27 protein-coding genes are annotated in these 24,726 nt (G+C 66.0%); 18 read left to right on the top strand and 9 right to left on the bottom strand.

Annotated features, from left to right (window positions below; genetic code table 11):
• Nucleotides 1-24 precede the first annotated feature (24 nt).
• From priB to dnaB, 4 genes are all read left to right on the top strand, one after another.
• Nucleotides 25-315, top strand: coding sequence for a primosomal replication protein N (gene priB, locus ACF8NF_RS02140; RefSeq protein ID WP_016451191.1), 291 nt, complete (start codon nt 25-27; stop codon nt 313-315).
• Nucleotides 316-333: 18 nt separating this feature from the next.
• Nucleotides 334-615, top strand: a complete 282-nt coding sequence (gene rpsR, locus ACF8NF_RS02135) for a 30S ribosomal protein S18 (RefSeq protein WP_012207026.1) — start codon at nt 334-336, stop codon at nt 613-615.
• Nucleotides 616-627: 12 nt separating this feature from the next.
• Nucleotides 628-1,080, top strand: a complete 453-nt coding sequence (rplI, locus tag ACF8NF_RS02130; RefSeq protein ID WP_016447755.1) for a 50S ribosomal protein L9 — start codon at nt 628-630, stop codon at nt 1,078-1,080.
• 132 nt (nt 1,081-1,212) lie between these two features.
• Entirely contained in the window at nt 1,213-2,649 is a 1,437-nt protein-coding gene (dnaB, locus tag ACF8NF_RS02125; protein ID WP_016447754.1) for a replicative DNA helicase, read from the top strand.
• 74 nt (nt 2,650-2,723) lie between these two features.
• On the opposite strand, the gene ACF8NF_RS02120 is transcribed toward dnaB, so the two are convergent.
• The 4 genes from ACF8NF_RS02120 to ACF8NF_RS02105 all read right to left on the bottom strand — a co-directional run bounded on the left by ACF8NF_RS02120 (nt 2,724) and on the right by ACF8NF_RS02105 (nt 6,106).
• Entirely contained in the window at nt 2,724-3,122 is a 399-nt protein-coding gene (locus ACF8NF_RS02120; RefSeq protein WP_016447753.1) for a hypothetical protein, read from the bottom strand.
• Between the two features lie 3 nt (nt 3,123-3,125).
• Nucleotides 3,126-4,937, bottom strand: a complete 1,812-nt coding sequence (locus tag ACF8NF_RS02115) for a PhoH family protein (RefSeq protein WP_074921047.1) — start codon at nt 4,935-4,937, stop codon at nt 3,126-3,128.
• 176 nt (nt 4,938-5,113) lie between these two features.
• A complete protein-coding gene (locus ACF8NF_RS02110) occupies nt 5,114-5,599 on the bottom strand; it encodes a peroxiredoxin (RefSeq protein ID WP_012207021.1) in 486 nt (161 codons plus the stop codon).
• A gap of 138 nt (nt 5,600-5,737) precedes the next feature.
• Nucleotides 5,738-6,106, bottom strand: coding sequence for an Mth938-like domain-containing protein (locus ACF8NF_RS02105; RefSeq protein WP_017407848.1), 369 nt, complete (start codon nt 6,104-6,106; stop codon nt 5,738-5,740).
• A 171-nt stretch (nt 6,107-6,277) separates the two neighbouring features.
• Between ACF8NF_RS02105 and ACF8NF_RS02100 the strand changes: the two genes are divergently transcribed.
• The 7 genes from ACF8NF_RS02100 (at nt 6,278) to ACF8NF_RS02070 (ending at nt 13,025) form a co-directional block, all read left to right on the top strand.
• Nucleotides 6,278-7,513, top strand: coding sequence for a pyridoxal phosphate-dependent aminotransferase (locus tag ACF8NF_RS02100; RefSeq protein WP_016447750.1), 1,236 nt, complete (start codon nt 6,278-6,280; stop codon nt 7,511-7,513).
• A gap of 110 nt (nt 7,514-7,623) precedes the next feature.
• Entirely contained in the window at nt 7,624-8,973 is a 1,350-nt protein-coding gene (locus ACF8NF_RS02095; RefSeq protein ID WP_016447749.1) for a homoserine dehydrogenase, read from the top strand.
• A gap of 140 nt (nt 8,974-9,113) precedes the next feature.
• Complete coding sequence (gene thrC, locus ACF8NF_RS02090; protein WP_392449991.1) at nt 9,114-10,541, top strand: threonine synthase; 1,428 nt, start codon at nt 9,114-9,116, stop codon at nt 10,539-10,541.
• 46 nt (nt 10,542-10,587) lie between these two features.
• Complete coding sequence (gene mobB / locus ACF8NF_RS02085) at nt 10,588-11,148, top strand: molybdopterin-guanine dinucleotide biosynthesis protein B (protein ID WP_392450189.1); 561 nt, start codon at nt 10,588-10,590, stop codon at nt 11,146-11,148.
• A 10-nt stretch (nt 11,149-11,158) separates the two neighbouring features.
• Nucleotides 11,159-12,394 carry a gephyrin-like molybdotransferase Glp gene (gene glp, locus ACF8NF_RS02080; protein WP_212644974.1) on the top strand — a complete coding sequence of 412 codons (1,236 nt, stop codon included), beginning with the start codon at nt 11,159-11,161 and terminating at the stop codon, nt 12,392-12,394.
• On the top strand, nt 12,391-12,666 hold the full coding sequence (gene moaD / locus ACF8NF_RS02075; RefSeq protein ID WP_074921045.1) for a molybdopterin converting factor subunit 1: 276 nt from the start codon (nt 12,391-12,393) through the stop codon (nt 12,664-12,666). Before glp ends, moaD begins: the two co-directional genes overlap by 4 nt.
• A 5-nt stretch (nt 12,667-12,671) precedes the next feature.
• Nucleotides 12,672-13,025: a recombinase family protein gene (locus ACF8NF_RS02070; RefSeq protein ID WP_074921044.1), complete on the top strand. Its 354-nt coding sequence runs from the start codon at nt 12,672-12,674 to the stop codon at nt 13,023-13,025.
• Here ACF8NF_RS02070 and dapA read toward each other — a convergent pair.
• From dapA to ACF8NF_RS02055, 3 genes are all read right to left on the bottom strand, one after another.
• Complete coding sequence (gene dapA, locus ACF8NF_RS02065) at nt 12,971-13,906, bottom strand: 4-hydroxy-tetrahydrodipicolinate synthase (RefSeq protein ID WP_392449989.1); 936 nt, start codon at nt 13,904-13,906, stop codon at nt 12,971-12,973. The two genes, ACF8NF_RS02070 and dapA, sit on opposite strands and share 55 nt — an antisense overlap.
• Nucleotides 13,907-14,190: 284 nt before the next feature.
• Entirely contained in the window at nt 14,191-14,535 is a 345-nt protein-coding gene (locus ACF8NF_RS02060) for a hypothetical protein (RefSeq protein WP_043789837.1), read from the bottom strand.
• Between the two features lie 8 nt (nt 14,536-14,543).
• Nucleotides 14,544-14,798 carry a hypothetical protein gene (locus tag ACF8NF_RS02055; RefSeq protein ID WP_016447741.1) on the bottom strand — a complete coding sequence of 85 codons (255 nt, stop codon included), beginning with the start codon at nt 14,796-14,798 and terminating at the stop codon, nt 14,544-14,546.
• A gap of 99 nt (nt 14,799-14,897) precedes the next feature.
• On the opposite strand from ACF8NF_RS02055, the gene moaE reads away from it, so the two are divergent.
• On the top strand, nt 14,898-15,359 hold the full coding sequence (gene moaE, locus ACF8NF_RS02050) for a molybdopterin synthase catalytic subunit MoaE (RefSeq protein ID WP_017404080.1): 462 nt from the start codon (nt 14,898-14,900) through the stop codon (nt 15,357-15,359).
• Nucleotides 15,360-15,368: 9 nt separating this feature from the next.
• Here the strand turns inward: moaE and ACF8NF_RS02045 are convergent, their stop codons facing one another.
• Nucleotides 15,369-16,262 (bottom strand): DMT family transporter, encoded by an 894-nt coding sequence (locus ACF8NF_RS02045; protein ID WP_392449988.1) that lies wholly within the window; start codon nt 16,260-16,262, stop codon nt 15,369-15,371.
• Nucleotides 16,263-16,366: 104 nt separating this feature from the next.
• On the opposite strand from ACF8NF_RS02045, the gene ACF8NF_RS02040 reads away from it, so the two are divergent.
• From ACF8NF_RS02040 to ACF8NF_RS02015, 6 genes are all read left to right on the top strand, one after another.
• Nucleotides 16,367-17,275: an AraC family transcriptional regulator gene (locus ACF8NF_RS02040; protein WP_250438435.1), complete on the top strand. Its 909-nt coding sequence runs from the start codon at nt 16,367-16,369 to the stop codon at nt 17,273-17,275.
• A 133-nt stretch (nt 17,276-17,408) separates the two neighbouring features.
• Nucleotides 17,409-20,021: an ATP-dependent chaperone ClpB gene (clpB, locus tag ACF8NF_RS02035; protein WP_392449987.1), complete on the top strand. Its 2,613-nt coding sequence runs from the start codon at nt 17,409-17,411 to the stop codon at nt 20,019-20,021.
• A gap of 30 nt (nt 20,022-20,051) precedes the next feature.
• Nucleotides 20,052-20,411 carry a hypothetical protein gene (locus ACF8NF_RS02030; RefSeq protein WP_016447736.1) on the top strand — a complete coding sequence of 120 codons (360 nt, stop codon included), beginning with the start codon at nt 20,052-20,054 and terminating at the stop codon, nt 20,409-20,411.
• A gap of 210 nt (nt 20,412-20,621) precedes the next feature.
• Nucleotides 20,622-22,058 (top strand): aldehyde dehydrogenase family protein, encoded by a 1,437-nt coding sequence (locus ACF8NF_RS02025; RefSeq protein WP_016447735.1) that lies wholly within the window; start codon nt 20,622-20,624, stop codon nt 22,056-22,058.
• A 256-nt stretch (nt 22,059-22,314) separates the two neighbouring features.
• The gene (locus tag ACF8NF_RS02020) at nt 22,315-22,836 is read left to right on the top strand and encodes a GNAT family N-acetyltransferase (RefSeq protein ID WP_026062042.1); all 522 of its coding nucleotides are present in this window, start codon (nt 22,315-22,317) and stop codon (nt 22,834-22,836) included.
• 50 nt (nt 22,837-22,886) lie between these two features.
• Nucleotides 22,887-24,098: a class I SAM-dependent methyltransferase gene (locus ACF8NF_RS02015; RefSeq protein WP_047326630.1), complete on the top strand. Its 1,212-nt coding sequence runs from the start codon at nt 22,887-22,889 to the stop codon at nt 24,096-24,098.
• A gap of 27 nt (nt 24,099-24,125) precedes the next feature.
• Here ACF8NF_RS02015 and ACF8NF_RS02010 read toward each other — a convergent pair whose 3' ends face one another.
• Nucleotides 24,126-24,671: a hypothetical protein gene (locus tag ACF8NF_RS02010; protein WP_126310788.1), complete on the bottom strand. Its 546-nt coding sequence runs from the start codon at nt 24,669-24,671 to the stop codon at nt 24,126-24,128.
• Nucleotides 24,672-24,726: the final 55 nt, after the last annotated feature.

Raw genomic sequence — 24,726 nt, 5'->3', positions numbered from 1 at the left:
CCAGCCCTGTCAGAACCTGAAGGAGTGGAGAACCACGTTGTACTGACGGCCGCCATCGCAGAGCTTCAAGCACTGCGCTACACGCCGGCAGGGCTGCCAGCCCTTGAACTGCGACTCGAGCATGCGTCGCGGCAGAAAGAGGCAGGAAGCGAGCGCAGCGTGACGGCATCTGTCAAGGCGGTGGCCTTTGGCGCGCTGGCTGAAAAGCTGGCCCGCCAGGCGCTCGGCAGCCAGTGGAAGTTCCAAGGCTTCCTGGCAACGCCCCGCAACGGCAAATTGCTGGTTCTTCACATCCAGGACATTCAACAAAACTAATTTTCAAGAGGTCCAGAAATGGCCACGTTCAAGAAATTCAACAAGGACAAGCGCCCCAAGCGCAACACGCAGTCGCTGCTGTTCAAGCGCAAGCGCTTCTGCCGCTTCACCGTCGCCGGCGTCGAAGAAATCGACTACAAGGATGTGGACACCCTGCGTGACTTCATCGGTGAAAACGGCAAGATCGTCCCCGCTCGCCTGACCGGCACGCGCGCCATCTACCAGCGTCAGTTGAACACTGCCATCAAGCGCGCCCGCTTCCTGGCTCTGGTTCCTTACTCTGACCAGCACAAGATCTAAGGAATACAACCCATGCAAGTCATTCTGCTCGACAAGGTTGTGAACCTCGGTGGCCTCGGCGATATCGTCAAGGTCAAGGACGGCTACGCCCGCAACTTCCTGATCCCCACGGGCGCTGCCCGTCGCGCCACGGCTTCCGCCAAGGCCGAGTTCGAAGCCAAGCGCGCCGAACTGGAAAAGCAAGCGGCTGAAAAGCTGGCTGCTGCCCAGCAACTGGGCGAAAAGCTCAACGGCGTGAACGTCAAGCTGACCCAGAAGGCTGGCGTTGACGGCCGCCTGTTCGGTTCGGTGACCAATGCCGACATCGCCGAAGAACTGACCAAGGCCGGCTTCGCCGTTGCCAAGTCGCAAGTTCGCCTGGTCAACGGTCCCATCAAGACCGTGGGCGACGCCACCGTGGTCGTGGCACTGCACACCGACGTCAGCGTCGAAGTGTCGGTGTCGGTCTACGGCGACCACTCCTGATCCGAGGCTTGTCCCGTATCACCAAAAAGCCGCCTTCGGGCGGCTTTTTGCTTTGCCGCGCCCGGGTGATGACGCCGGGTGGCGCGGCCTTTTGCCAGCCGCTACGATGGCGGGCTCATCTCCAGGAATTCCATGTCGTCCGTAATGCCCCCGCTCGATCTCGATGATGCGTTCGCACCGCTGCTGCCCGCTGGCGACCAGCAGGTCGCGCAGTTGCGCGTGCCGCCGCATTCGATGGAGTCCGAGTCCAGCGTGCTGGGTGGCCTGCTTCTGGACAACAGTGCCTGGGACCGCGTGGGCGATCTGCTGGTGGATGGTGATTTCTACCGCCATGAGCACAAGCTGATTTACGAGGCCATCGGCAAGCTGATCAATGCCAGCAAGCCGGCCGACGTGATCACGGTGTACGAGCATTTGCAGGGCATGGGCAAGGCCGAGGAAATTGGCGGCCTGCTGTACCTGAACCAGCTGGCGCAGTACGTGCCCAGTGCCACCAACATCCGGCGCTACGCGGAGATCGTGCGCGAGCGCTCCATCCTGCGCAAGCTGGTGACGGCCAGTGATGACATCGCCACCAATGCCTTCAATCCGCAGGGCAAGACGGTGGACCGCATCCTTGACGAGGCCGAGCAGAAGATCCTGGCCATCGGTGAGGAGGGGGCGCGCAACAAGCAGGGCTTCCAGTCGCTCGACACGCTGGTGGTGGACCTGCTGGACCGTGTCCAGGAGATGGCCGACAACCCCATGGACGTGACCGGCGTGCCCACGGGCTTCGTCGATCTGGACCGCATGACCAGTGGCCTGCAGGCTGGCGACTTGGTGGTGCTGGCCGCACGCCCCTCGATGGGCAAGACCTCGTTTGCGGTGAATATCGCCGAGCACGTGGCGCTCAACGAAGGCCTGCCGGTCGCCATTTTCTCCATGGAAATGGGCGCAGCCCAGCTGGCGGTGCGTATCGTCGGCTCCATCGGCCGCGTCAACCAGGGCAATCTGCGCACGGGCAAGCTCAACGATGACGAGTGGCCGCGCCTGACGGAGGCCATCGAGCGGCTGCGCACGGTGTCCCTGCACATCGACGAGACGCCCGGCCTGTCGCCTACGGAGCTGCGCGCCAATGCGCGGCGCCTGGCGCGTACCTGCGGCAAGCTGGGCCTGATCGTGGTCGACTATCTGCAGCTGATGAGCGGCTCGGGTTCGGCCGCCAGTTCCGACAACCGTGCGACCGAGCTGGGCGAGATTTCGCGGGGCTTGAAGATGCTGGCCAAGGAGTTGCAGTGCCCGGTGATTGCCCTGTCCCAGCTCAACCGTTCGGTGGAGCAGCGCACCGACAAGCGCCCCATGATGTCCGACCTGCGCGAATCGGGCGCCATCGAGCAGGATGCCGACATCATCATGTTCATCTACCGCGATGACTACTACAACAAGGACAGCAAGGAGCCCAACATCGCCGAAGTCATCATCGGCAAGCAGCGTAACGGCCCGACCGGCACGGTCAAGCTGTTCTTCCAGAAAAACCAGACGCGCTTCGAGAACCTGGCCGTGGGCTACGGTGGTGGCGACGAGTACTGATTGCAGCGCTTGGCTTTCAGGCTTTCCATGAAAAACGGCCCCGAGGGGCCGTTTGGTTTTTTGCAGTGGGCGGTCTATGTACGCCAGGCATGGATCAGCAGACCTGCCACGCAGGCGCCGAGGATGGCGCAGGCCCAGGCCAGTCGCTGGGCGCCCGTGCGCAGCGCACCCACGGTGGCCACGATCTGGGCATTCTGCTCGGCCAGCTTCTCGATCAGTTCCAGCGACTGGCGCTGTGACTGCTCCAGCTGCGTGATGCGGGCTTCCTGGGCCTGGATCAGCAGCAGAGCCTGTTCGCCAGCCGAGCGCGGAGCTGCCAGCGGCTCGCCGGCCGCAGCCGGCTGCGCGCCGACCGCCTGCTCCGCATCCTTTTTGCGCAGCAGGCTCTTGGCTGCCTTGACGACCTGGGGGGTGGCCTCGATGACATCGCCCCAGGGCACCAGCTTCAGCGCCGTGATCCAGCTGATCGCCATGGCTTACAGCACCTCGCTGGCGAAGTCGGCCAGGCGCGAGCGTTCGCCGCGCGCCAGCGTGATGTGGCCGCTGTGGGGCCAGCCCTTGAAGCGGTCCACGGCGTAGGTCAGTCCTGACGATCCCTCGGTCAGGTAGGGTGTGTCGATCTGCGCCAGATTGCCCATGCAGATGATCTTGGTGCCGGGGCCGGCGCGCGTGATCAGGGTCTTCATCTGCTTGGGCGTCAGGTTCTGGGCCTCGTCGATGATGACGTACTTGTTCAGGAAGGTGCGGCCGCGCATGAAGTTCATGCTCTTGATCTTGATGCGGCTGCGGATCAGCTCGTTGGTGGCGGCGCGGCCCCATTCGCCGGCATTGCCGCCATCGCCCTTGGCCAGGAATTCGAGGTTGTCGTCGAGGGCGCCCATCCAGGGGCCCATCTTCTCTTCTTCGGTGCCGGGCAGGAAGCCGATGTCCTCGCCCACGCTGACCGTGGCGCGCGTCATGATGATCTCGGTGTAGCGGCGGTCGTCCAGCACCTGGGACAGGCCGGCGGCCAGGGCCAGCAGGGTCTTGCCCGTGCCGGCCGTGCCGGTCAGCGTGACCAGGTCGATGTCCGGGTTCATCAACAGGTTCATCGCGAAGTTCTGTTCGCGGTTGCGCGCCGTGACGCCCCAGACGGCGTACTTGGGATTGCCGAAGTCCTTGAGCGTCTTGAGCACGGCCGTCTTGTCGCGGATCTCGGTCACGCGCATGAACAGGCTGGGCTCGCCCGGTGCCTCGTGGTAGACGAACTGGTTGATCATCAGCTGGTCGACGATGGCGCCGCTGATGCGGTAGTAGGTGATGGCGCCTTCCTGCCAGCTTTCGACGTTCTTGCCGGCCTTGGCCCAGAAGTCCTGGGGCAGGGCCAGGGCGCCTGCGTACAGCAGGTCGCCGTCGTCCAGTACCTTGTCGTTCTGGTAGTCCTCGGCCGCAAGGCCCAGGGCGCGTGCCTTGACGCGCATGTTGATGTCCTTGGACACCAGCACGACTTCACGCTCGCTGAACTTCTTGCGCAGCGCGGCGACCACGCCCAGGATCTGGTTGTCCGCCTTGCCCTGGGGCAGGCTGTCGGGCAGCGAGGTCTCCAGCGGTTCTGTCTGGAAATACAGCATGCCGGTGGCGCTGCGCTGGCCCGTGGCATTCAGCGGCAGGCCCTTGTCCAGCGTCTCGGAGGGCTGGGAGGCGACCAGTGAATCCAGCGTGCGGCTGACCTGGCGACCGTTGCGCGCCACTTCGGTCATTCCCTTCTTGTGGCCGTCGAGCTCTTCCAGCACCACCATGGGCAGGAAGATGTCGTGCTCCTCGAAGCGGAACAGGCTGGTCGGGTCGTGCAGCAGCACGTTGGTGTCGAGCACGAACAGCGTCTTCGGGCCTGTGCGCGTGCGGCGTGGGCGAACCGGCGCTGCCAGCAGTGCTGCCGGCTTGGCTTCCGTGGCCGACCTGTTGGTCGACCGGGCGCTGGACGGCGCTGCCGTTGCGTTGGATTTGTCGGTTGCGCGGCGCTGCCGATTGGCAGGGGCTGCAGTCGCGGGCGCAGGAGCCGGTGATGCGGCCTTGGTGTTGCGGCCGCGCGCCGGTGCGGGCTTTGCAGCTGTGGTGGTGGTGGTGGTGGTTGTGGCGGAGGCCGGGGCCGGCTTGCGCTTGCGTGGCGCGGCGGCAGCTACGGCCTCGACTGCATCGGGAAGATCGTCAGCGGGCAGGGGGTCTGCGTGCTGGGCACCGCGCACGGGAAGAAAGGCTTCGGGGGAGAGCTTGGCGGCACGGCGGCCGGGTGCGGGGGGCAGGGGCATGGTGGACGAACCGTTCCTCAACAAGGATCAAAAAGCACAAAGCCGCCTGGAAACCGAGGCGGCTTTGGAGGGGTGACAGGGAAAAGCGTCTTTGCTAAGAGGCATTGCCCCATTATGCATAGGCGGACGGCCTGAATATGTCGGCCGGCACTCTGTCACCTGTCGGATTGTTGCTATCAGGCAGCCTGCTTCAATGCCTTCAGGGTCTTGACAGCCTTGAGCACCTCGTCAACGTGGCCGGGAACCTTCAGGCCGCGCCATTCCTGCACCAGCAGGCCATCGGCTCCGACCAGGAAGGTGGAGCGCTCGATGCCTTTCACCTTCTTGCCGTACATGATCTTGTTCTTGACCACGCCGAACATGTGGCACATCTTCTCTTCCGTATCGGCGATCAGCTCGAACGGCAGTTCCAGCTTTTCCTTGAAGTCGTCGTGCGACTTCATGTTGTCGCGCGAGACGCCAAACACGGTGGCGCCAGCTTTCACGAAGTCCTTGTACTTGTCGCGGAACTGCATGGCTTCGGTGGTGCAGCCAGGCGTATTGTCCTTGGGGTAGAAATACAGGATCAGAATCTGGCCCGTGTGGGAGGTGTTGGTCACCTTGATCCCGCCGGTAGCGTTGGCTTCAAATTCGGGAAGGGGTTTGTTGACAACGATCGCCATGCGCTTATATCTCTCGGGTGTAGTCGTTGAAATGCCGAGGGCCGTGTTTGTGTTTTTGCTTTTATCGGAAATGCCCCCAACCGCAACCTGCAATTTTACCCTGAAAACGGAATTTCTCCCAATCAGGGGGGCAGGAGTCTACTCCAAGAGTAGGGCCGCGACGACGTTACGGCCTTCGCTGGCAAGGATGTTGTAGGTGCGACACGCGGCCTGCGTATCCATGCTTTCCAGGCCGATGCGTCGGGCCATGAGCGGGCGCAGCCAGGCCGCTGGCGGGAAGCGGTTGCGCTGGCCGCTGCCCAGGATGATGACCTCTGCATCCAGCTGGGACAGGGCCTCGAAATGCTCAGGCGTCAGGTCTTCGAAGCGGGCACAGTCCCAGGCCTGGCGCAGGCCTTTGGCACCGACAAGCAGGCTGTGTTCGAACTTTTCCCGGTCCACGGCGACCCAGCCGGGGCCATAGCCCGTGATGCTCTGTGCTTCGGATTTGTCGGCGTGGAATTTCATGGATGAGGGTGGCGCGGTCTGCGCGATGGGGGTGGCCGCCACATGGGTCGGGGCCAGGGCGATGCTGCATTGCGGAACTGTGGTCAAATTATAGGTTTCACCAGGGTGCATGGGGCACTTTGGCGTGCATGAAGGCCGCAAGCCCGCGCCGGCCACTTTCATATTCTCAGCATGAAAACCGTTCTCAAATCCGCAAAACTAGCCAACGTCTGTTATGACATCCGCGGGCCCATCATGGACGCGGCCAAGAAGATGGAAGAGGACGGCCAGAAGATCATCAAGCTCAATATCGGCAATCTGGCCGTGTTCGGCTTCGACGCTCCTGAGGAAGTGCAGCAGGACATGATCCGCAACCTGCCCAATTCGGCAGGCTACTCGGACAGCAAGGGCATCTTCGCGGCGCGCAAGGCCGTGATGCACGAAACCCAGCGCCAGGGCATCCTGGGCGTGACGCTGGACGATATCTACCTGGGCAATGGCGCATCCGAGCTGATCAGCTTGGCCACGAACGCGCTGCTGGACGACGGCGACGAGATGCTGCTGCCGGCGCCCGACTATCCGCTGTGGACCGCCGTGACCAGCCTGTCCGGCGGCACGCCCGTGCACTATATGTGCGACGAGTCCAACGGCTGGATGCCCGACCTGGACGACATCCGCGCCAAGATCACGCCGCGCACCAAGGGCATCGTCGTCATCAACCCCAACAATCCGACAGGTGCCCTGTACAGCAAGCAGCTGCTGCAAAGCATCGTGGCGCTGGCCCGCGAGCATGGCTTGGTGATCTTCGCCGACGAGGTCTATGACAAGGTGCTCTACGACGACGTCGTGCATACGCCGCTGGCCAGCCTGTCCACCGATGTGCTGACGCTGACCTTCAACTCGCTGTCCAAGGCCTATCGCAGCTGCGGCTACCGCGCCGGCTGGATGGTGGTCTCGGGCGACAAGAAGGCGGCCAAGGACTATATCGAGGGCCTGAACATGCTCTCCAACATGCGCCTGTGCGCCAATGTGCCCGGCCAATGGGCCGTGCAGACGGCGCTGGGCGGGCATCAGAGCATCGACGAGCTGGTGCAGGAAGGCGGCCGGCTGCGCGTGCAGCGCGACCTGGCCTACCAACTGATCACCGAAATCCCCGGCGTGAGCTGCGTCAAGCCGCAGGCCGCGCTGTACATGTTCCCGCGCCTGGACCCCGAGATCTACCCGATCAAGGATGACCAGGCGTTCTTCCTGGAAGTGCTGCAGGAGACCAAGGTCATGCTGGTGCAGGGAACAGGCTTCAACTGGCCGCACCCCGACCATTTCCGCATCGTCTTCCTGCCGCACGACACCGACCTGCGCGAGGCCATCCGCCGCCTGGCCGTGTTCCTCGAGAAGTACCGCAAGCGCCACGGCACGGACCGCGGCTGAGCTGTGCGGGGGCCGGCGGGGGAGAGGGCCTTGCGCCGACCATCGCTTTTTACCGGCTGCCGGCGCGCACCCTCTGGGCGCCGCAGCATTTTTTGACTGGCAAGTAGTTTATGAAACCGATCCAAGTAGGCCTTCTGGGCATTGGCACCGTGGGCAGCGGCACCTTCAACGTGCTGCAGCGCAACCAGGAAGAGATCCGCCGCCGCGCGGGCCGCGGTATTGAGATTGCCATGGTGGCCGACCTGGATACGGAACGCGCACGCTCCGTCGTGGGCGACACGGCCAAGGTGGTCGGCGATGCGCGCGAGATCATCGCCAACCCCGAGATCGACGTGGTGATCGAGCTGATCGGCGGCTACGGCATTGCCAAGGCCCTGGTGCTGGAGGCCATTGCCGCCGGCAAGCATGTGGTCACGGCCAACAAGGCCCTGCTGGCCGTGCATGGCAGCGAAATCTTCAAGGCCGCCGCCGAGAAGGGCGTGATGGTGGCCTACGAAGCGGCGGTGGCCGGTGGCATTCCCATCATCAAGGCGCTGCGCGAAGGCCTGACGGCCAACCAGATCCAGTGGGTGGCCGGCATCATCAACGGCACGACCAACTTCATCCTGTCCGAGATGCGCGACAAGGGCCTGGACTTCGACGTGGTGCTCAAGGAGGCCCAGCGCCTGGGCTATGCCGAAGCCGATCCGACCTTCGACATCGAAGGCGTGGACGCCGCCCACAAGGTCACGCTGATGAGCGCCATCGCCTTCGGCATTCCCGTGCAGTTCGACAAGGCGCATGTGGAAGGCATCACCAAGCTGTCTGCGGCCGACATCAAGTACGCCGAGCAACTGGGCTACCGCATCAAGCTGCTGGGCATCACCAAGCGCACGGACAAGGGCATCGAGCTGCGCGTGCACCCCAGCCTGGTGCCGACCAAGCGCCTGATCGCCAACGTGGAAGGCGCGATGAACGCCGTCGTCGTCCATGGCGACGCCGTGGGCACGACGCTGTACTACGGCAAGGGTGCGGGCTCCGAGCCCACGGCCAGCGCCGTGATTGCCGACCTGGTGGACATTGCCCGCCTGCACACGGCCGACCCCGAGCACCGCGTGCCCCCGCTGGCCTTCCAGTCGAACACGCTGGTCGCCGCAGGTGGCGAGCTGCCCGTGCTGCCCATGAGCGAGGTGGTCACCAGCTACTACCTGCGCATCCGCGTGGCCGACGAAGCCGGTGTGCTGGCCAAGATCACCAGCATCCTCGCCGGTGCCGGCATCAGCATCGATGCCCTGCTGCAGCGCGAGGCTGGCGAGGTGAGCGGCGACAGCGAAGGCAGCCAGGGCGTGCCGCAGACCGACCTGATCATCCTGACCCACGCCACGCGCGAAGGCGACATGGATGCTGCCCTGGCGCAGATCCAGCAGTTGCCCACGGTGCTGGCCCCTATCAACCGCATCCGCAAGGAAGAGTTGAACTAAGACACCCCCTGAGCGGCTGCGCCGCTTCCCCCTCTCTCGCACGCGGGAGGGGGACGACGCCCTCGCTGCGGGGCGGCCCTTGCTCGGCATCCCTGGCATCGGCCGCGCCCCGTCTCACAGAATACTGACGAGGAAGCGACATGCTTTATCTTTCCACGCGCGGCCACGCGGACCGCAAGCGCTTTTGCGACATCCTGCTCGAGGGCCTGGCGCCCGATGGCGGGCTGTACCTGCCCGAGCACTATCCGCAGATCGATGCCGCCCGCCTGGGCGAGCTGCGCAGCATCTACAAGGAGCAGGGCTATGCGGCCCTGGCCTTCGAGATCCTGAGCCTGTACATCGACGACATTCCGGCCGAGGATCTGCGCGCCCTGTGCGCCAAGACCTATACGCAGCAGGTGTTCGGCACGGCCGAGATCACGCCGCTGCGCCCGCTGGAAGACGGCCTGTGGCTCGAAGCCCTGTCCAACGGCCCCACGCTGGCCTTCAAGGACATGGCCATGCAGCTGCTGGGCAACCTGTTCGAGTACGAACTGGGCCGCCGTGGCGAGGAGCTGAACATCCTGGGCGCCACCAGCGGCGACACCGGCAGCGCCGCCGAGTACGCCATGCGCGGCAAAAAAGGCGTGCGCGTGTTCATGACCAGCCCGCGCGGCCGCATGAGCCCCTTCCAGCAGGCCCAGATGTTCAGCCTGCAGGATGCCAACATCCACAACATCGCCATCGAAGGCGTGTTCGACGACTGCCAGGACATCGTCAAGGCCGTCTCCAACGACCACGCCTTCAAGGCGAAGTACAAGATCGGCACGGTCAACTCGATCAACTGGGCCCGCCTGCTGGCCCAGGTCGTCTACTACTTCGCCGGCTACCTGCAGGCCACGCAGAGCAATGACCAGAAGGTCAGCTTCACGGTGCCCAGCGGCAACTTCGGCAACATCTGCGCCGGCCATGTGGCGCGCCAGATGGGCCTGCCGATCGAACGCCTGGTGGTGGCGACCAACGAGAACGACGTGCTCGACGAGTTCTTCCGCACGGGCGCCTACGTGGTGCGCGGCAGCGAGCACACCTACGAGACATCGAGCCCCTCGATGGACATCTCCAAGGCCAGCAACTTCGAACGCTTCGTGTTCGACCTGCTGGGTCGCGATGGACAGGCCACGCGCGAATTGTTCGCCGAGGGCGTGGCACGCCAGGGCCGCTTCGACCTGGGCGGCAACCCGCTGTTCCAGGAAGCTGCTGCCCGATACGGCTTCGTCAGCGGCAAGAGCACGCATGCCGACCGCCTGGCCACCATCCGGGATACCTTCGAGCGCTTCGGCACCATGATCGACACGCACACGGCCGACGGCGTCAAGGTGGCGCGCGAGCAGCTGCAGGTCGGCGTGCCCATGATCGTGCTGGAGACGGCACTGCCCATCAAGTTCGCCGCCACCATCGAGGAGGCCCTGGGCCGCCTGCCCGATCGCCCGGCCAAGTTCGAAGGCATCGAGGACCTGCCCAAGCGCGTGACCGACTTGCCGGCCGACGCCGAGCAGGTCAAGGCCTACATCGCCCGGCATTGCGACTGATGCCACGGCCGGGCTGTCCGCAGGTCCGCAGCTGGAGTGCATGGCGATGAAGGTCATCGGCTTTGCCGGCTACTCCGGCTCGGGCAAGACCAGCCTGGTGGAGCCCCTGATCACGCTGATGCGTGCGCAGGGGCTCAGCGTTTCGGTGGTCAAGCATGCCCACCACCATTTCGATGTCGATCACGAGGGCAAGGACAGCTGGCGCCACCGCAAGGCGGGTGCCTATGAGGTGGTGCTGGCTTCCGATCGCCGTCTGGCGCTGATGCGCGAATTCCCCCGGCCCACGGAGCTGTCGGTGCACGACATGCTGGCCGAGCTGGACCCCCTCGTGGACTGGGTGCTGGTAGAGGGTTTCAAGCACGCCGACCTGCCCAAGATAGAAATCTGGCGCGAGCAGCCCGAGCGCATCAGCGCCGGCAAGACCCAGGCGCCTTTGTTCCCGCACGATCCCCATGTGCTGGCCGTGGCAACCGATGCGCCGGCCCGCCTGCCCGAGCCGCCGCGCCAGCCCGTGCTGGACCTCAACGCGCCAGCGCAGATACTGCAATGGCTGCTGGATCAGGGGGAGCGCCTGCGCTACCGTGCACCTGACAGCGGCCAAGACTAGGAGAAAAACCATGCGAGCCCCGCTCAAGCCCCTCGATGAAGCGCTGGCCGAACTGCTGGCCCAGGCACTACCGCTGGCTGGCGATGACACCGTGGACTGCTTTGACGCCGATGGCCGCGTGCTGCGGGCCGACGCCGTCTCGCCGCTGCAGGTGCCGCCCCAGGACAACAGCGCCATGGACGGCTACGCCGTGCGCAGCGCCGAATGCACGCAGGGCAATGCCGAGCTGCCCGTCTCGCAGCGCATCCCCGCAGGCGCCGTGGGCCAGCCGCTGGCCGTGGGTACGGTGGCGCGCATCTTCACGGGGGCGCCGGTGCCCGAAGGTGCCGATGCCATCGTCATGCAGGAAGACTGCGAAGTCCTGGAAGACGGTCGCGTGCGCATCAAGGCGCGGCCCGAGGCCGGGCAATGGATACGCCGCTCGGGCGAAGACATCCGGCGCGGCGCCACCGTCATCGCGGCCGGTACGCGCCTGTCGCCGGCCGAGCTGGGCCTGGCCGCCAGCATCGGCCTGGCCTCTTTGCGCGTGGCACGCAAGCCGCGCGTGGCCCTGTTCTCCACAGGTGACGAACTGGTCATGCCGGGCACCGTGGCGCCCGAGCAGATGCCGCCCGGCAGCATCTACAACAGCAACCGATTCTTCCTTCGCGCCCTGCTGCAGCGCATGGGCTGCGAGGTCACCGACTTCGGCATCGTCCCCGACCGGCGCGAGGCCACTGTGGATGCTTTGCGCGAGGCGGCCCGCGCGCATGACCTGATCCTGACCAGCGGCGGGGTGTCTGTCGGCGAAGAGGACCATGTCAAGCCCGCCGTGCAGGCGCTGGGCCAGCTCGACCTCTGGCAGATCGCCGTCAAGCCCGGCAAGCCCTTCGCCTATGGCCGCGTGAACCGCGAAGGTGAAGGCTTTGCCCACTTCATCGGCCTGCCCGGCAACCCGGTCTCCAGCTTCGTCACCTTCCTTTTGCTGGTGCGCCCCTTCGTGCTGCGCCTGCAGGGCGTGCAGCAGGCGCTGCCGCGCTCGGTCGAGGTGCGCGCCGACTTCCATTGGCCGCGCGGGGACAAGCGCCGCGAATTCCTGCGCGTGCGCTACAACGAGGGCGGTGGCCTGGAGCTGTTCCGCAACCAGAGTTCGGGCGTGCTGACCTCGGCAGCCTGGGGAGATGGCGTGGTGGACAACCCGCCAGGCCAGGCCATAGCGCCGGGCGACCGGGTGCGCTTCATCGCCTTTTCGGAGCTGCTGTCATGAGCCAGGCCGTCCCCATCGCCATCACCATCACCGTGCGCTATTTCGCCTCCATCCGCGAAGCCCTGGGCACGGGCAGCGAAACCCTGTCCACCGAGGCCGCCACCGTGGGCGCGCTGCGTGAGGAACTGATTGCGCGTGGCGGTGCCGCCGCCGAAGCGCTGGCCCCTGGCAAGGCCGTGCGCATGGCGCTGAACCAGGTCCTGTGCGATGCCGGTGCCGCCGTTCGACAGGGGGACGAGGTGGCTTTCTTCCCCCCCGTGACCGGAGGTTGACCCAAATGACCACCGACAAGCCCGTGGACCAGGCCATCAGCGCACGCACGCGCAAGGCCCTGTCCGAAGCCAAGGCGCGCGGCGTGCAGCTGGGCCGCGCAGGCGCAGACAACCTGCGCGCCACCGTGGAAAAGCGCAAATCCACGGCCGATGCCTTCGCCCAGCAGCATGAGGCGCTGTTCGCCGAACTGCAGGCGCGCGGCCTGACGCACCGCGCCATGGCCGCCGAACTCAATGCGCGCGGCGTTGCCGCGGCCCGGGGCGGCGAGTGGACGCACGGTCAGGTGCAGCGCATCCTGAACCGCTACGCCGACCTGCGTTCGGCAACACTGTCTGCGGACGGCAGCAGCGGCAGCTGAATCCCGGCCAGCCGCTGCGCCAGCGCGGCCGATGCCGGCTGCATGGGCGCCCGCAGCGTTGCTCGCATTCGGCCCTGCTGCGCCAGCAAGGCCTTGATGGGGGCGGGGTTGGGCTCGGCAAAGCAGGCGGCGATGTGCGGCTGCAGCGGCTGCCACAGCGCACGGGCAGCGGGCAGGTCGCCGCGCTCCAGGCATTGCATCAGCTCGACGAAGTGCCCTGTATGCGCGTGCGCGCTGGCAGCAATCGCTCCCGCGCCGCCCAGGGCCAGCGTGAAAAAGATCTGCGCGTCTTCGCCGGCCAGCACCTGCAGTTGCCCATCGGCGATCAGTGCCTGGGTCTTGGCGGCATCGCCCCCGCAATCCTTGATGGCCACGATGCGCTCATGTGCGGCCAGCGCACGCAGCGTGGCCAGCTCCAGCACCACGCCGGTGCGGTAGGGAATGTCGTAGACGATGACCGGATGGGCGCTGCGCTCGGCAATCGCCGTGAACCACTGCAGCAGGCCTGCCTGCGACGGGCGTATGTAATGCGGCGCGGGCACCAGAATGCCGGCCAGCGGCAGGGCGTTCAGTGCCTGAACGCGGGCCAGCGCATGCCCCAGGTGGCAGTCCGAAACGCCCATGACCACGGGCATGCCATGGGCCGCTGAGAGGATGGTGGACAGGGCGGCATCGTGCTCCGCTTCGCTCAGCGCGGCGGCCTCGGCGGTCGAGCCGCAGGCCACGTAGCCGGCGATGCCGGTGGCGTTGTAGTGCTGCACCAGGGCGCGCAGCGCCCCGTGGTCCACCGCCGCCTCATCTCCAGGAAGAAAGGGCGTGACCAGCGGAAGCCACAGCCCCTGGAATCGGGCCTGCGGCGAGGTGGTGGAAGGCAAAGACATGGAAGATCCCTTCGGGTGATTCAAACAATGAACGACCGGACGCAGCCACCGGCCAGACCGAGGGCGGAAAGGCAGGCGCCTGAAGGGATGCGGGAAGGGGAGATGGAGGCTGCCGGGCCGGTTCCGTCGCTCATCTGGACGGAACCTCAGCTCCGGTCAGACGAGCTGGGGTTTGCAGGCTTTGCCCAGGCACAGGCACACGGCATCGCCGTGGCATGTGGGGAAGGCAAAGATTGCAGGCATGGCGCGCAGTGTAGCGCGCCTGAGCGCCTGGGTGGTGGCCTTCAGGCTGCGCCTTCGGCGCCGGTAGGGGGTGATGCATCGGGCAGCAGCGGTGCCTGCCACTCCAGCAGCTCGGCCAGGCGCTGCACGATCCAGCGTGCCTCGCCGGGGCTGACGATGGAGCCTTCGGCAGCCAGGCCGGCGTGCATGCCCAGCAGCACGCCTTGCTCCGAAGAATTGCCCGAGTGGTAAAGCGTCTGTGCCTGCTCGACCAGGTGGCTGGCCAGGTCCTCGCACAGTTCATAGCGCCCGACCACGTCTGCAATGGATGCTTTGAGCCGGCCGTGCCGGTCGGCATACAGGGCGGCAAAGCTCGGCGGCGGCTGTATCTGGCTGGTCTCGTCCATGGCGCGCCTCAATCGGGTTCGAACAGGCGTTCGAAGCGTGCGATGTCTTCGGCCAGCTCGCAGCTCACCAGCTGGCCCATCTTGCCGTCGCCCAGCCGGTGGGCTGCAAACAGCGTGGCCTTGCCGCGAAAGCCGTAGTCGGGCAGGTGGATGATGGTGTAGGGATGGGGCACGAACAGCTGGTGCTCGTAGACCACGCGCTGCTCGTTGCGCGGCGAGGGATAGAGCGTGTATTCGGGGGTGGTGATCGTGAGTGTGGCCATGCGTGGCCCGCCGCAGCAAAAAAGCGCTGGGGGCGGGGGAGGGCAATGCTACCGCGTTCATCGCCTTCTGGCGCGCCACCGGCCTGCGACAATGCGGGCATGCAAGCAGCCCGTGTATCCATCCAGACCGAGGATTTCGACGTATCGGCCGAACTCGCCGCCCTGCGCTCCGGCGACGCCCGCGTGGGGGCGGTCTGCAGCTTCATAGGCACCGTGCGCGACCGCAACGAGGGCGCCACCGTGGCCAGCATGGAGCTGGAGCACTATCCGGGCATGACCGAGAAATCCATCGAGGCCATCATCGACGAGGCCGTGCAGCGCTTCGGCATCCATGGCGCGCGCGTCATCCACCGCATCGGCCCGCTGCAGCCCATGGACCAGATCGTGCTCGTGGCCGTCACCGCATCGCACCGGGGCATGGCTTTCCAGGCCTGCGAATACATCATGGACTACCTCAAGTCGCTGGCGCCTTTCTGGAAGAAGGAACAGACGCCCGAGGGCGCGCGCTGGGTGGATGCGCGCGTCAGCGACGAAGAGGCGCTGGCGCGCTGGCGCCAGTGAGCTGACGCTTCAGGCCCTGCGCAGTGCGGCACCCCGCAACCATTGCGGCGGCCGGAACACCAGCAGGTTGCCGAACATCACCAGCAGCAGGCCACCCACGGCCAGCGGCGTCCACACATAGCCTTCGAAAAGTGCCGAGATACTGAGCGCAACGATGGGGAACAGCACCGTCGCATACGCCGCCTTCTCGGGGCCCAGGCGTCCGACCAGGGTCAGGTAGGCCGTGAACGCGATCACCGAGCCCGGAATGGCCAGGTACAGCCAGGAGCCCACATAGGTCCAGCTGGCATCGAAGCGCCAGGGCAGGCCTGCCACCAGCGCATAGCCGGTCAGCAGCAGCGTGCCGGCCAGCATGCCCCAGGCATTGGTCTGTGCGGGCCGCCAGCCCATGGACTGCAGCGAGGCCGACAGCATGTTCCCGCAGGAAAAGCACAGCGTGCCCAGCACCGCCCAGGCCAGGCCGGGCAGGCTGGCATGCCGGCCTTCTCGCAGCTCGGGCCAGAACAGCGCCACCAGGCCTGCAAGGCCGAAGAGGCTGCCGGCCAGCACATGGGGCACCAGCCTGCGGCCGTGGATGATGCGCGCCAGCAGCGCGTTCCAGAGATTGGCGCTGGAGAACACCACGGCGGCCAGGCCGCTGGCCAGCGTCTCGCTGGCATGCATGAAGCACACGAAGTTGAAGCTGAACAGGCACAGGCCCTGGGCCAGCACGCGCGGCAGCGCCGGGCCGCGTGGCACGCGCAGCTGGCGCGACCAGGCCAGCCAGGCGAACATCAGCACGGCGGCCAGCGCAAAGCGGTAGGCAATGGACAGCTCCACGGGCACGGTGCCCAGCTGCAGCTTCAGGGCGATCCAGGTCGAACCCCAGATCAGCACGACCAGGGCATAGAGGGTGGCAGTCATGGCCGGTGATGATGGCGCCGCAGGCTGGGCGGGCATGGCAGATTCCTGCGGTTTGATGGCCTGGCGCCATGCGTCGGTATGGCTGCGGGACCACAATCGCTGCCATGACGCCCACGCCGCTGCCCGAGCTGCCCTCCAGCCACCTGTGCCAGGTGCTGTCACGCTCCAAGGCCCGGCTGCAGCGGCGCGTGCGCCTGAGCGAGGGGGTGGAGCTGGCCGTCTGGGCCAATGTGGACGACGAGGTGCGCTACTGCCAGCCAGGCCACCACACCCTGTCGGTCTACCTGGCCGGCGGCGAGGGCTCGCAACTCAAGGCGCGGCCCGAGGCCATGGGGGCGCCGGGGCGCATCTGCATCTTCACGCCAGAGGATGAATCGCACTGGCTGGTGCGATCGCCCGTGCAGTTCCTGCACCTGTATGTGTCCGACCTGGCCTGGGCGGGGCGCGTGGTCCGCATGCTGGATGCCGAGCCCCGCTCGCGCACCTTGCGTGCGCAGATCTACGGGGACGATCAGGCCTTCCACGCCGGTGCCCGTGCGCTGATGCAACTGGACTGGCAGGACCCGCAGCAGCAACTGGCGGCCGATGCCATTGGCCAGCAGCTGGTGGACCGGCTGGTGCTGCAGTCCGCCACGCCGCGCCAGCTGCAGGCGCTGCAGCGGCCGCTGGGCGGGCTTTCTGCGGCCGTGCGGCGCAGGGTGCTTGCCCATATCGAGGCGCATCTGCATGACTCCAAGGCCGTGTCGCTGCCGGCACTGGCGAGACAGGCCTGCCTTTCCGAATTCCATTTCGCGCGCATGTTCCGCCAGAGCATGGGCTGCACGGTGCACGAATGGGTGCTGCAGCAGCGCCTGGCACGGGCACGGCGCGCCCTGTCTGCGCGCAACGTGCCGCCGCTGGCCGAGCTGGCGCTGGATTGCGGTTTTTCCAGCGCCAGCCACCTGGTGCGCAGCTTCCGGGCGCATTTGGGCGTTACGCCTACGCAGTTCTCGATCTTTCAGCGCAATGCTTGAAAAGGATGGCCGGCCTCGCCGGCCTTGATCTGGCGCAAGCGTCTGTCCTTGCGGGCCGGGCATGGCTTGAAATTTGCCCTGCCGGTATCAGATAAATCGCAATGACCCTGTTTCAGGAGCGAAAAGAAACACCATGCGAATCGACAAACTGACAACCAAGTTCCAGGAAGCCCTGGCCGACGCGCAAACGCTGGCCCTGGGCGGTGACCAATCTAATATCGAACCCCTGCACCTGCTCGTGGCGCTGCTGCGCCAGGACGACGGTCCGCGCTCGCTCTTGCAGCGCGCCGGCGCCAACGTGGGCCAGCTGCAGGCCGCGGCCGAGAAGGCTCTGGCCGATCTGCCGCGCGTGCAGCACCAGGACCAGGTGCAGGTCGGCTCCGAGCTGGGCCGGCTGCTGCAGGTGACCGAGAAGGAAGCCCTCAAGCGCGGCGACCAGTTCATTGCCAGCGAGCTGTTCCTGCTGGCGCTGACCGACAGCAGCGGCGCCTCCACGCGTGCGGGCCAACTGCTCAAGGAAAGCGGCGTGACGCGCTCCAGCCTGGAGTCGGCCATCAACGCCGTGCGCGGCGGCCAGACCATGGACAGCGCCGAAGGCGAAGGCCAGCGCGAGGCCCTCAAAAAATACACCATGGACCTGACCGAGCGCGCGCGCATCGGCAAGCTCGATCCGGTGATCGGTCGCGACGACGAAATCCGCCGCTCCATCCAGGTGCTGCAGCGCCGCAGCAAGAACAACCCCGTGCTCATCGGCGAGCCCGGCGTGGGCAAGACCGCCATCGTCGAGGGCCTGGCCCAGCGCATCGTGGCCGGCGAGGTGCCCGAAAGCCTCAAGAACAAGCGCGTGCTGTCGCTGGACATGGCGGGCCTGCTGGCCGGCGCCAAGTACCGCGGCGACTTCGAGGAACGCCTGAAGTCCGTGCTCAAGGAAGTGGCCCAGGAAGAGGGGCGCATCATCCTGTTCATCGACGAGATCCACACCATGGTCGGCGCCGGCAAGGCCGACGGCGCCATGGATGCGGGCAACATGCTCAAGCCTGCGCTGGCGCGCGGCGAGCTGCACTGCATCGGCGCGACCACGCTCGATGAATACCGCAAGTACATCGAAAAGGATGCGGCGCTGGAGCGGCGCTTCCAGAAGGTGCTGGTCGAGGAGCCCTCGGTCGAGGACACCATCGCCATCCTGCGCGGCCTGCAGGTGCGCTACGAGGCCCACCACGGCGTGGACATCACCGACCCGGCCATTGTGGCCGCGGCCGAGCTGAGCCACCGCTACATCACCGACCGCTTCCTGCCCGACAAGGCCATCGACCTGATCGACGAGGCTGCGGCCAAGATCAAGATCGAGATCGACTCCAAGCCCGAGGTCATGGACAAGCTCGAGCGCCGCATGATCCAGCTCAAGATCGAGCGCGAGGCCATGAAGAAGGAAAAGGACGAGGCCTCGCAAAAGCGCCTGCAGCTGATCGAGGAGGAACTCGGCAGCCTGGAGCGCGAGTACGCCGACCTCGAAGACGTGTGGAAGAGCGAGAAGGCCAGCGCCCAGGGCTCCGAGCAGATCCGCAAGGAGATCGACCAGATCCGCATCCAGATCGAGGAGCTCAAGCGCAAGGGCGACTTCAACAAGGTGGCCGAGCTGCAGTACGGCAAGCTGCCCTCGCTGGAAAAGCAGCTCAACGAAGCCCAGGCCAGCGAGCAGGGGCAGGGCGGTGCGCCCGCCCACAGATTGCTGCGCACCCATGTGGGCGCCGAGGAGATTGCCGAGGTGGTCAGCCGTGCCACGGGCATTCCCGTGGCCAAGATGATGCAGGGCGAGAAGGACAAGCTGCTGCGCATGGAAGACCGGCTGCATGACCGCGTCGTCGGCCAGGACGAGGCCATCTCGGCTGTGGCCAACGCCATCCGCCGTTCGCGCTCGGGCCTATCCGATCCCAACCGGCCCACCGGTTCCTTCCTGTTCCTGGGCCCCACGGGCGTGGGCAAGACCGAGCTGTGCAAGGCGCTGGCCGGCTTCCTGTTCGACAGCGAAGACCATCTGGTGCGCATCGACATGAGCGAGTTCATGGAAAAGCATTCCGTGGCCCGCCTGATCGGCGCGCCGCCCGGCTACGTGGGCTACGAGGAAGGCGGCTACCTGACCGAGGCCGTTCGCCGCAAGCCCTACAGCGTGCTGCTGCTCGACGAGGTGGAGAAGGCCCATCCCGACGTCTTCAACGTGCTGCTGCAGGTACTGGACGACGGCCGGCTGACCGACGGCCAGGGCCGCACCGTGGACTTCAAGAATACGGTCATCGTGATGACGAGCAACATAGGCTCTTTGCTGATCCAGGCCATGGTCGGCGAGGATTACGATGATGTGAAAGACGCGGTCTGGGGGGAACTCAAGAACCATTTCCGACCCGAATTCCTCAACCGTATCGACGAGACCGTGGTGTTCCACGCGCTCGACGCGAAGAATATCGAGTCGATCGCAAGGATTCAGCTCAAGCTGCTGGAGCGGCGTTTGGAGAAAATGGACCTTGCGCTGCAGGTGTCCGACCAGGCACTGGCCGAACTGGCCAAGGTGGGCTTCGATCCCGTTTTCGGGGCCCGGCCGCTCAAGCGCGCGATACAGCAGCGGATCGAGAATCCGTTGTCGAAACTGCTGCTTGAAGGGCGCTTCCCGCCCAAGAGCACGATTGCGGTGCATGTGGACCCGGTACAGGAACCGGGCGTATTCCGGTTCGATGCGGCAGACTCCGCCTGACGCACCGGGCCAGCCAAGAAAGGCTTTGCTTTGAACGATTTCGTCGCCACCCTGACCCGCTGGGCCGTTCGCATCCTGCTGATGCTTGTGGGCCTGGTCTTCTTTGTCAGCCTGCTCACCGCGGCAGCGCTGCTGGCCCTGGTCTGGGCCGTGCGGGCGCTGTGGGCCAGGCTCACCGGCCAGCCGGTCATGCCCTGGGCCATGCGCATGAGCCCGCGGGCTGGCTGGCAGACCGTCTACCGCTCCGGCTCCGAGTGGATGGCCCAGCGCCCGCAGCGCGCCTACGGCGCGGCTGAAGGCGGTGGCCGTCGCGCAGGTGCAGGCGCAGGCGTGCTGCCGGGAGCGGGCGAGGTGACCGACGTTCAGCCCCGTGAAGTGCGCGAGCCCTGAAGCGTCTTGCTGCAGCCTTTACGCGGCCTGCGCATCTTCGCGCCCAGGCCGCGCATATCGGCCCGTATAGTCTGTAACCCTCGGGAGCCCGTGCAAGGCTCCCTTTTTTTTCTCCGAGCCGTTCTGGCTGCTTGCCGCCGTATCCAGCCAACCCGCAGGCGGCCTGTGCAGCATGAGAGCGTCTGCCGCGTCTTCTTACCATTGAGCCCTATGACCCAGATGGATCTTCATCGCGTCTTCGAACTTCAGTACCAGGCCAGCCGGGCGCAGGTGGACGTGCCGCTGCTGGTGCGCCGCGAGAGGCTGCTGCGCATGCAAAAGCTGCTGGACGAGCACGGCCCCGTGCTGGCTGCCGCAGTGCAGGCCGACTTCGGCATGCGCTCGCCACGGTTGACCGAGATGGTGGAGCTGTTCGTGCTGCGGAACCTGCTCAAGCACACGCTGCGCCATCTGGCGCGCTGGTCGGGGCGCCAGCGGGTGCGCACGCCGCTGATGCTCATGCCGGGCCGTGGGTGGATAGAGCGCCAGCCGCTGGGCGTGGTGGGGGTGATCTCTCCGTGGAACTATCCGGTGCAGCTGGCGCTGGGGCCTGCCATCACGGCCCTGGCAGCGGGCAACCGCGTCATGCTCAAGCCCAGCGAACTCACGCCGCACACGTCGGCGCAACTGGCCGCGCTGGTGGGGCAGTTCTTTGCGCCCGAGGAGTTCGCCGTGATCGAAGGCGATGTGAGCGTGGCCACGCAGTTTTCGGGCCTGCACTTCGACCATCTGCTGTTCACCGGATCGACGGCCGTGGGCCGGCGCGTGGCCCAGGCGGCCGCAGCGCACCTGACGCCGACCACGCTGGAGCTGGGCGGCAAGTCGCCCTGCATCGTCTCCACCGACTGCGACCTGAAGGAGGCGGCGCTCAAGATCGCACATGGCAAGCTCGTCAACGCCGGCCAGACCTGCATTGCCCCCGACTACGTGCTGCTGCCGCGTGGACAGGAGGCCGAATTCGCCGAGGCCTTTCGCGCCGCCGCGCAGCGGCTGTTCCCGCGCTTTGCCGGCAACCCGGACTATGCCGCCATCCTCACCAAGCGCCACCTGGCCCGCCTGCGGCAGATGCTGCGCCAGGCCCAGGGCATGGGCGCCCATGTCGAATGGATGGAGGACGGTGGCGCCAGCCAGGAGGGGGCGGACATGGCCTGGGGTGATGCCGTGGAGCGCCAGATGGCACCGGCCCTGGTCTTCAATGCCACCAGCCAGATGCAGCTCATGCAGGAGGAGATCTTCGGCCCCATCCTGCCCGTGATCAGCTACGACAGGCTGGACGACGTGGTCTCGGCCATCAATGCCGGGCCCAGGCCGCTGGCGCTGTACTGGTTCGGCCGCGACGAGAAGGTGCGTGATGCGGTGCTGTCACGCACCATCAGCGGCGGGGTGACGGTCAATGACACCCTGCTGCACTTCGCGCACGAGAACCTGCCCTTCGGTGGCGTGGGCGACAGCGGTTGGGGTGCCTATCATTCGGAGCAGGGCTTTGCGCGGCTGAGCCATCAGAAGGCGGTGTTCGTGCAGTCGCGCTGGTCAGGGGCCGCCATGCTGTATCCGCCCTATGGTGCGAAGTTCGATCGCATCATGGAACTGATGCGCCGCTGGCTGTGAGCAAGGGCTCGATCGGGCGTGCTGCCGGGCATGCCTGCATCGTGAGGAATTGTCAACTGATTCCTTGGCGAGCCTTGTGTTGCATGCACTAGCTGCTCTTTTTTGAAGAGCACATAGCACATCCGATAGCCGAGGGCAAGAAAACGAGCACAGCCGTACTTGCGTGCATGGCTAAGGGGCTCGATGCACGCAAAAAGCGCGATTCCGGTGAAAATCACGCCCTTCTATTTTCACCTGTTTTCGTTTCGGTTTTTCCATGTCTAGTATCCAGGTTCGTCCAGCCACTCTCCGCGATGCAAAAGCGATTGCCCAGATCCATACTGCTTCCGCCATGGAGGCTTACCGAGGTCTGGTTCCCGATGACCAGCTCAAGAGCATGTCGTCGGTAGAAAAACGCCAGGCCTATTGGCGCGAAGCCATTGAATTTTGCGAGCCCCAGGTTCAGGTCGCCATCGATGGCGACAAGATCGTCGGCTTCGTCGGCTTCGACCGCTCGCGCGATGAGAAGTCGCGCCAGACCACCGGTGAAATCTGGGCCATCTATGCTGCACCTACCCACTGGAATCAGGGTGTGGGCGTGGCCCTGTGGGACGCCGCACGCGACGGCCTGCTTGAAGAAGGCTGCACCAATGTCACGTCGTGGGTGCCGCTGCGCAATGAACGCGCGCTGCGCTTTCACGAGCTCGCCGGCTTCAAGCGCGAAATGTCCACCGCCAAGACGGCCCAGGTGGGTGGTCTCAAGATCGAGGAAGTGCGGCTCAAGCGCGCACTGAACTGATCGGGTCTCCGACCCGCTTTCCCCCTAAATCACTCACGGAGCAGCAGGCCTTGTCCTCTTCCCAGAACTGGTCCCTGCTGCAATGGCAGGAGAACGAGGCCACGCAGGCAGCGCTGTGGCGCGCGGACAGCACCATGACCGCACCGCGCCGCATCGTCATCGCCGACGACAGCCTGTCTGCCGACAGCGCCTACCGCCTGGCCTGCGAAGGCCAGGCGATGCTGTGGCGCGGCGATTTCCAGAATGCCAGGCAATTGCTGTCGGCGCTGGGCCGCCGCCTGGACAAGCCTGCACGTGAGACGTCCGCCAAGGCTCGCCATCGGCGGGCCGGCAAGGAAGACGCCAAGCCTGTCTTTCCCCATGCCTTCCACCTGCACCGCCAGGCGCTGGCGCAGCGGGCACGCATTCTGTCCAGCGTGATGATCGAGCTCGATGCCAGCTGGCATTGCGCCCTGCGCCGCGCACCGGACTGGAGCGAGGCCTGCCGCGAGGCCTGGGGCGACATTCCCGCCGATCAGGGTGCGCGCAGCGTCATCGTTCCCTTGCGTGAACTGCTGGGCGCGCTGGGCGCGCATGAGTGGCGCAAGAAGGGCGTGGCCCTGGCTGTGCCGGGCATGCCGGAGTTCAGCATTCATCCGCACTACGGCGTGTTCTCCCCGGTGCGCGGCGAGTACCTGGATCTGGTGGCGCAGGCGCCCCTGCCGGCCGCAGCCCAGCAGGCCGATGCCGCAGTCTGGGATATCGGCACGGGCACGGGTGTGCTTTCCGCTCTCTTGCTGCACCGTGGCGTGCGGCAGGTGGTGGCCACCGACCTGAGCGACCGGGCCCTGGCCTGTGCGCAAGACAACCTGCAGCGACTGGGATTGGCGCAGCGCGTGAGCCTGCGCAAGGCAGACCTGTTCCCCGAAGGCCGGGCCGCCCTGGTGGTCTGCAATCCACCGTGGTTGCCGGGCAAGGCCAGCTCCCTGCTGGAGCAGGCCGTCTACGACGAAGGCAGCCGCATGCTGCGCGGCTTTGTGCAAGGCCTTGCAGCGCATCTGCTGCCGGGCGGCGAAGGCTGGCTGATCCTGTCGGATCTGGCCGAGCATCTGCAACTGCGCTCGCGCGAGCAATTGCTGGAGTGGATCGAGGCCGCTGGCCTGCAGGTCCTGGGCCGAGAGGACATCCGCCCACGCCATGGGAAGGCTGCGGACGCTGCCGATCCGCTGCACGCCGCACGCGCTGCCGAAGTCACCTCGCTGTGGCGCCTGGCGCCTCGCTGATCGCCGGCACCCACGCTTTCATCCCGGTCAGGCGCCTTGCGCTGCCATTGACTCGTTTGCCTCCTGGGGCAGCAGATGCTGCAGCCGCTCGCGCAGCGCATCCGCGCGCTCGTTGCCGGCATGCTCCTGCACGGTCTGCAGCAGCTGCAAGGCGGCGGCCTGCAGAGCCGCCAGGTCGCGCGCTTCGCGCAGCAGATGGCGCAGCACCTGGGCCTTGTCCTCATGGCGGTTGGCGAACATGCGCTCGCACAGGTCGAACAGATACATGCGTGTGCCGGCCAGATTCAGCGTGGCGGCAGGGCCTGGTGAAGCGGGTTCCCTGGCAGCGGCTGGCGCCATCGCGGGGCCATGCGGCTGGGGCGATGTTTCGATGGCATTGCCGGCCAGGCGCTGAAGATGGCCGCTGTCTATCAGTTGCTGTACCAGCTCCCTGGCCTGGGCACCCAGCACCTGCTGCAGCTGCTCCTCGGTGCGGCCATCGGCCATCAGCAGCACCGAGCGCTCGCGCAGCGGCAGGCTGCGCCGGCCGGGCTGCAGCTCTTCAAGGGCCTTGGCGGTTTTTTGCAGCAGCATGGTTAGGGCAGGGGAGTCCGACAAGCCCCGATTGCACGTTACATGAATGACCGTG

This window comes from Delftia sp. WSY_22, assembly GCF_043104185.1.
Taxonomy (GTDB): Bacteria; Pseudomonadota; Gammaproteobacteria; order Burkholderiales; family Burkholderiaceae_C; genus Comamonas; species Comamonas tsuruhatensis.
Note: the sequence above shows the minus strand (reverse complement) of the source record. Positions and strands in the feature narration are given on the sequence as shown.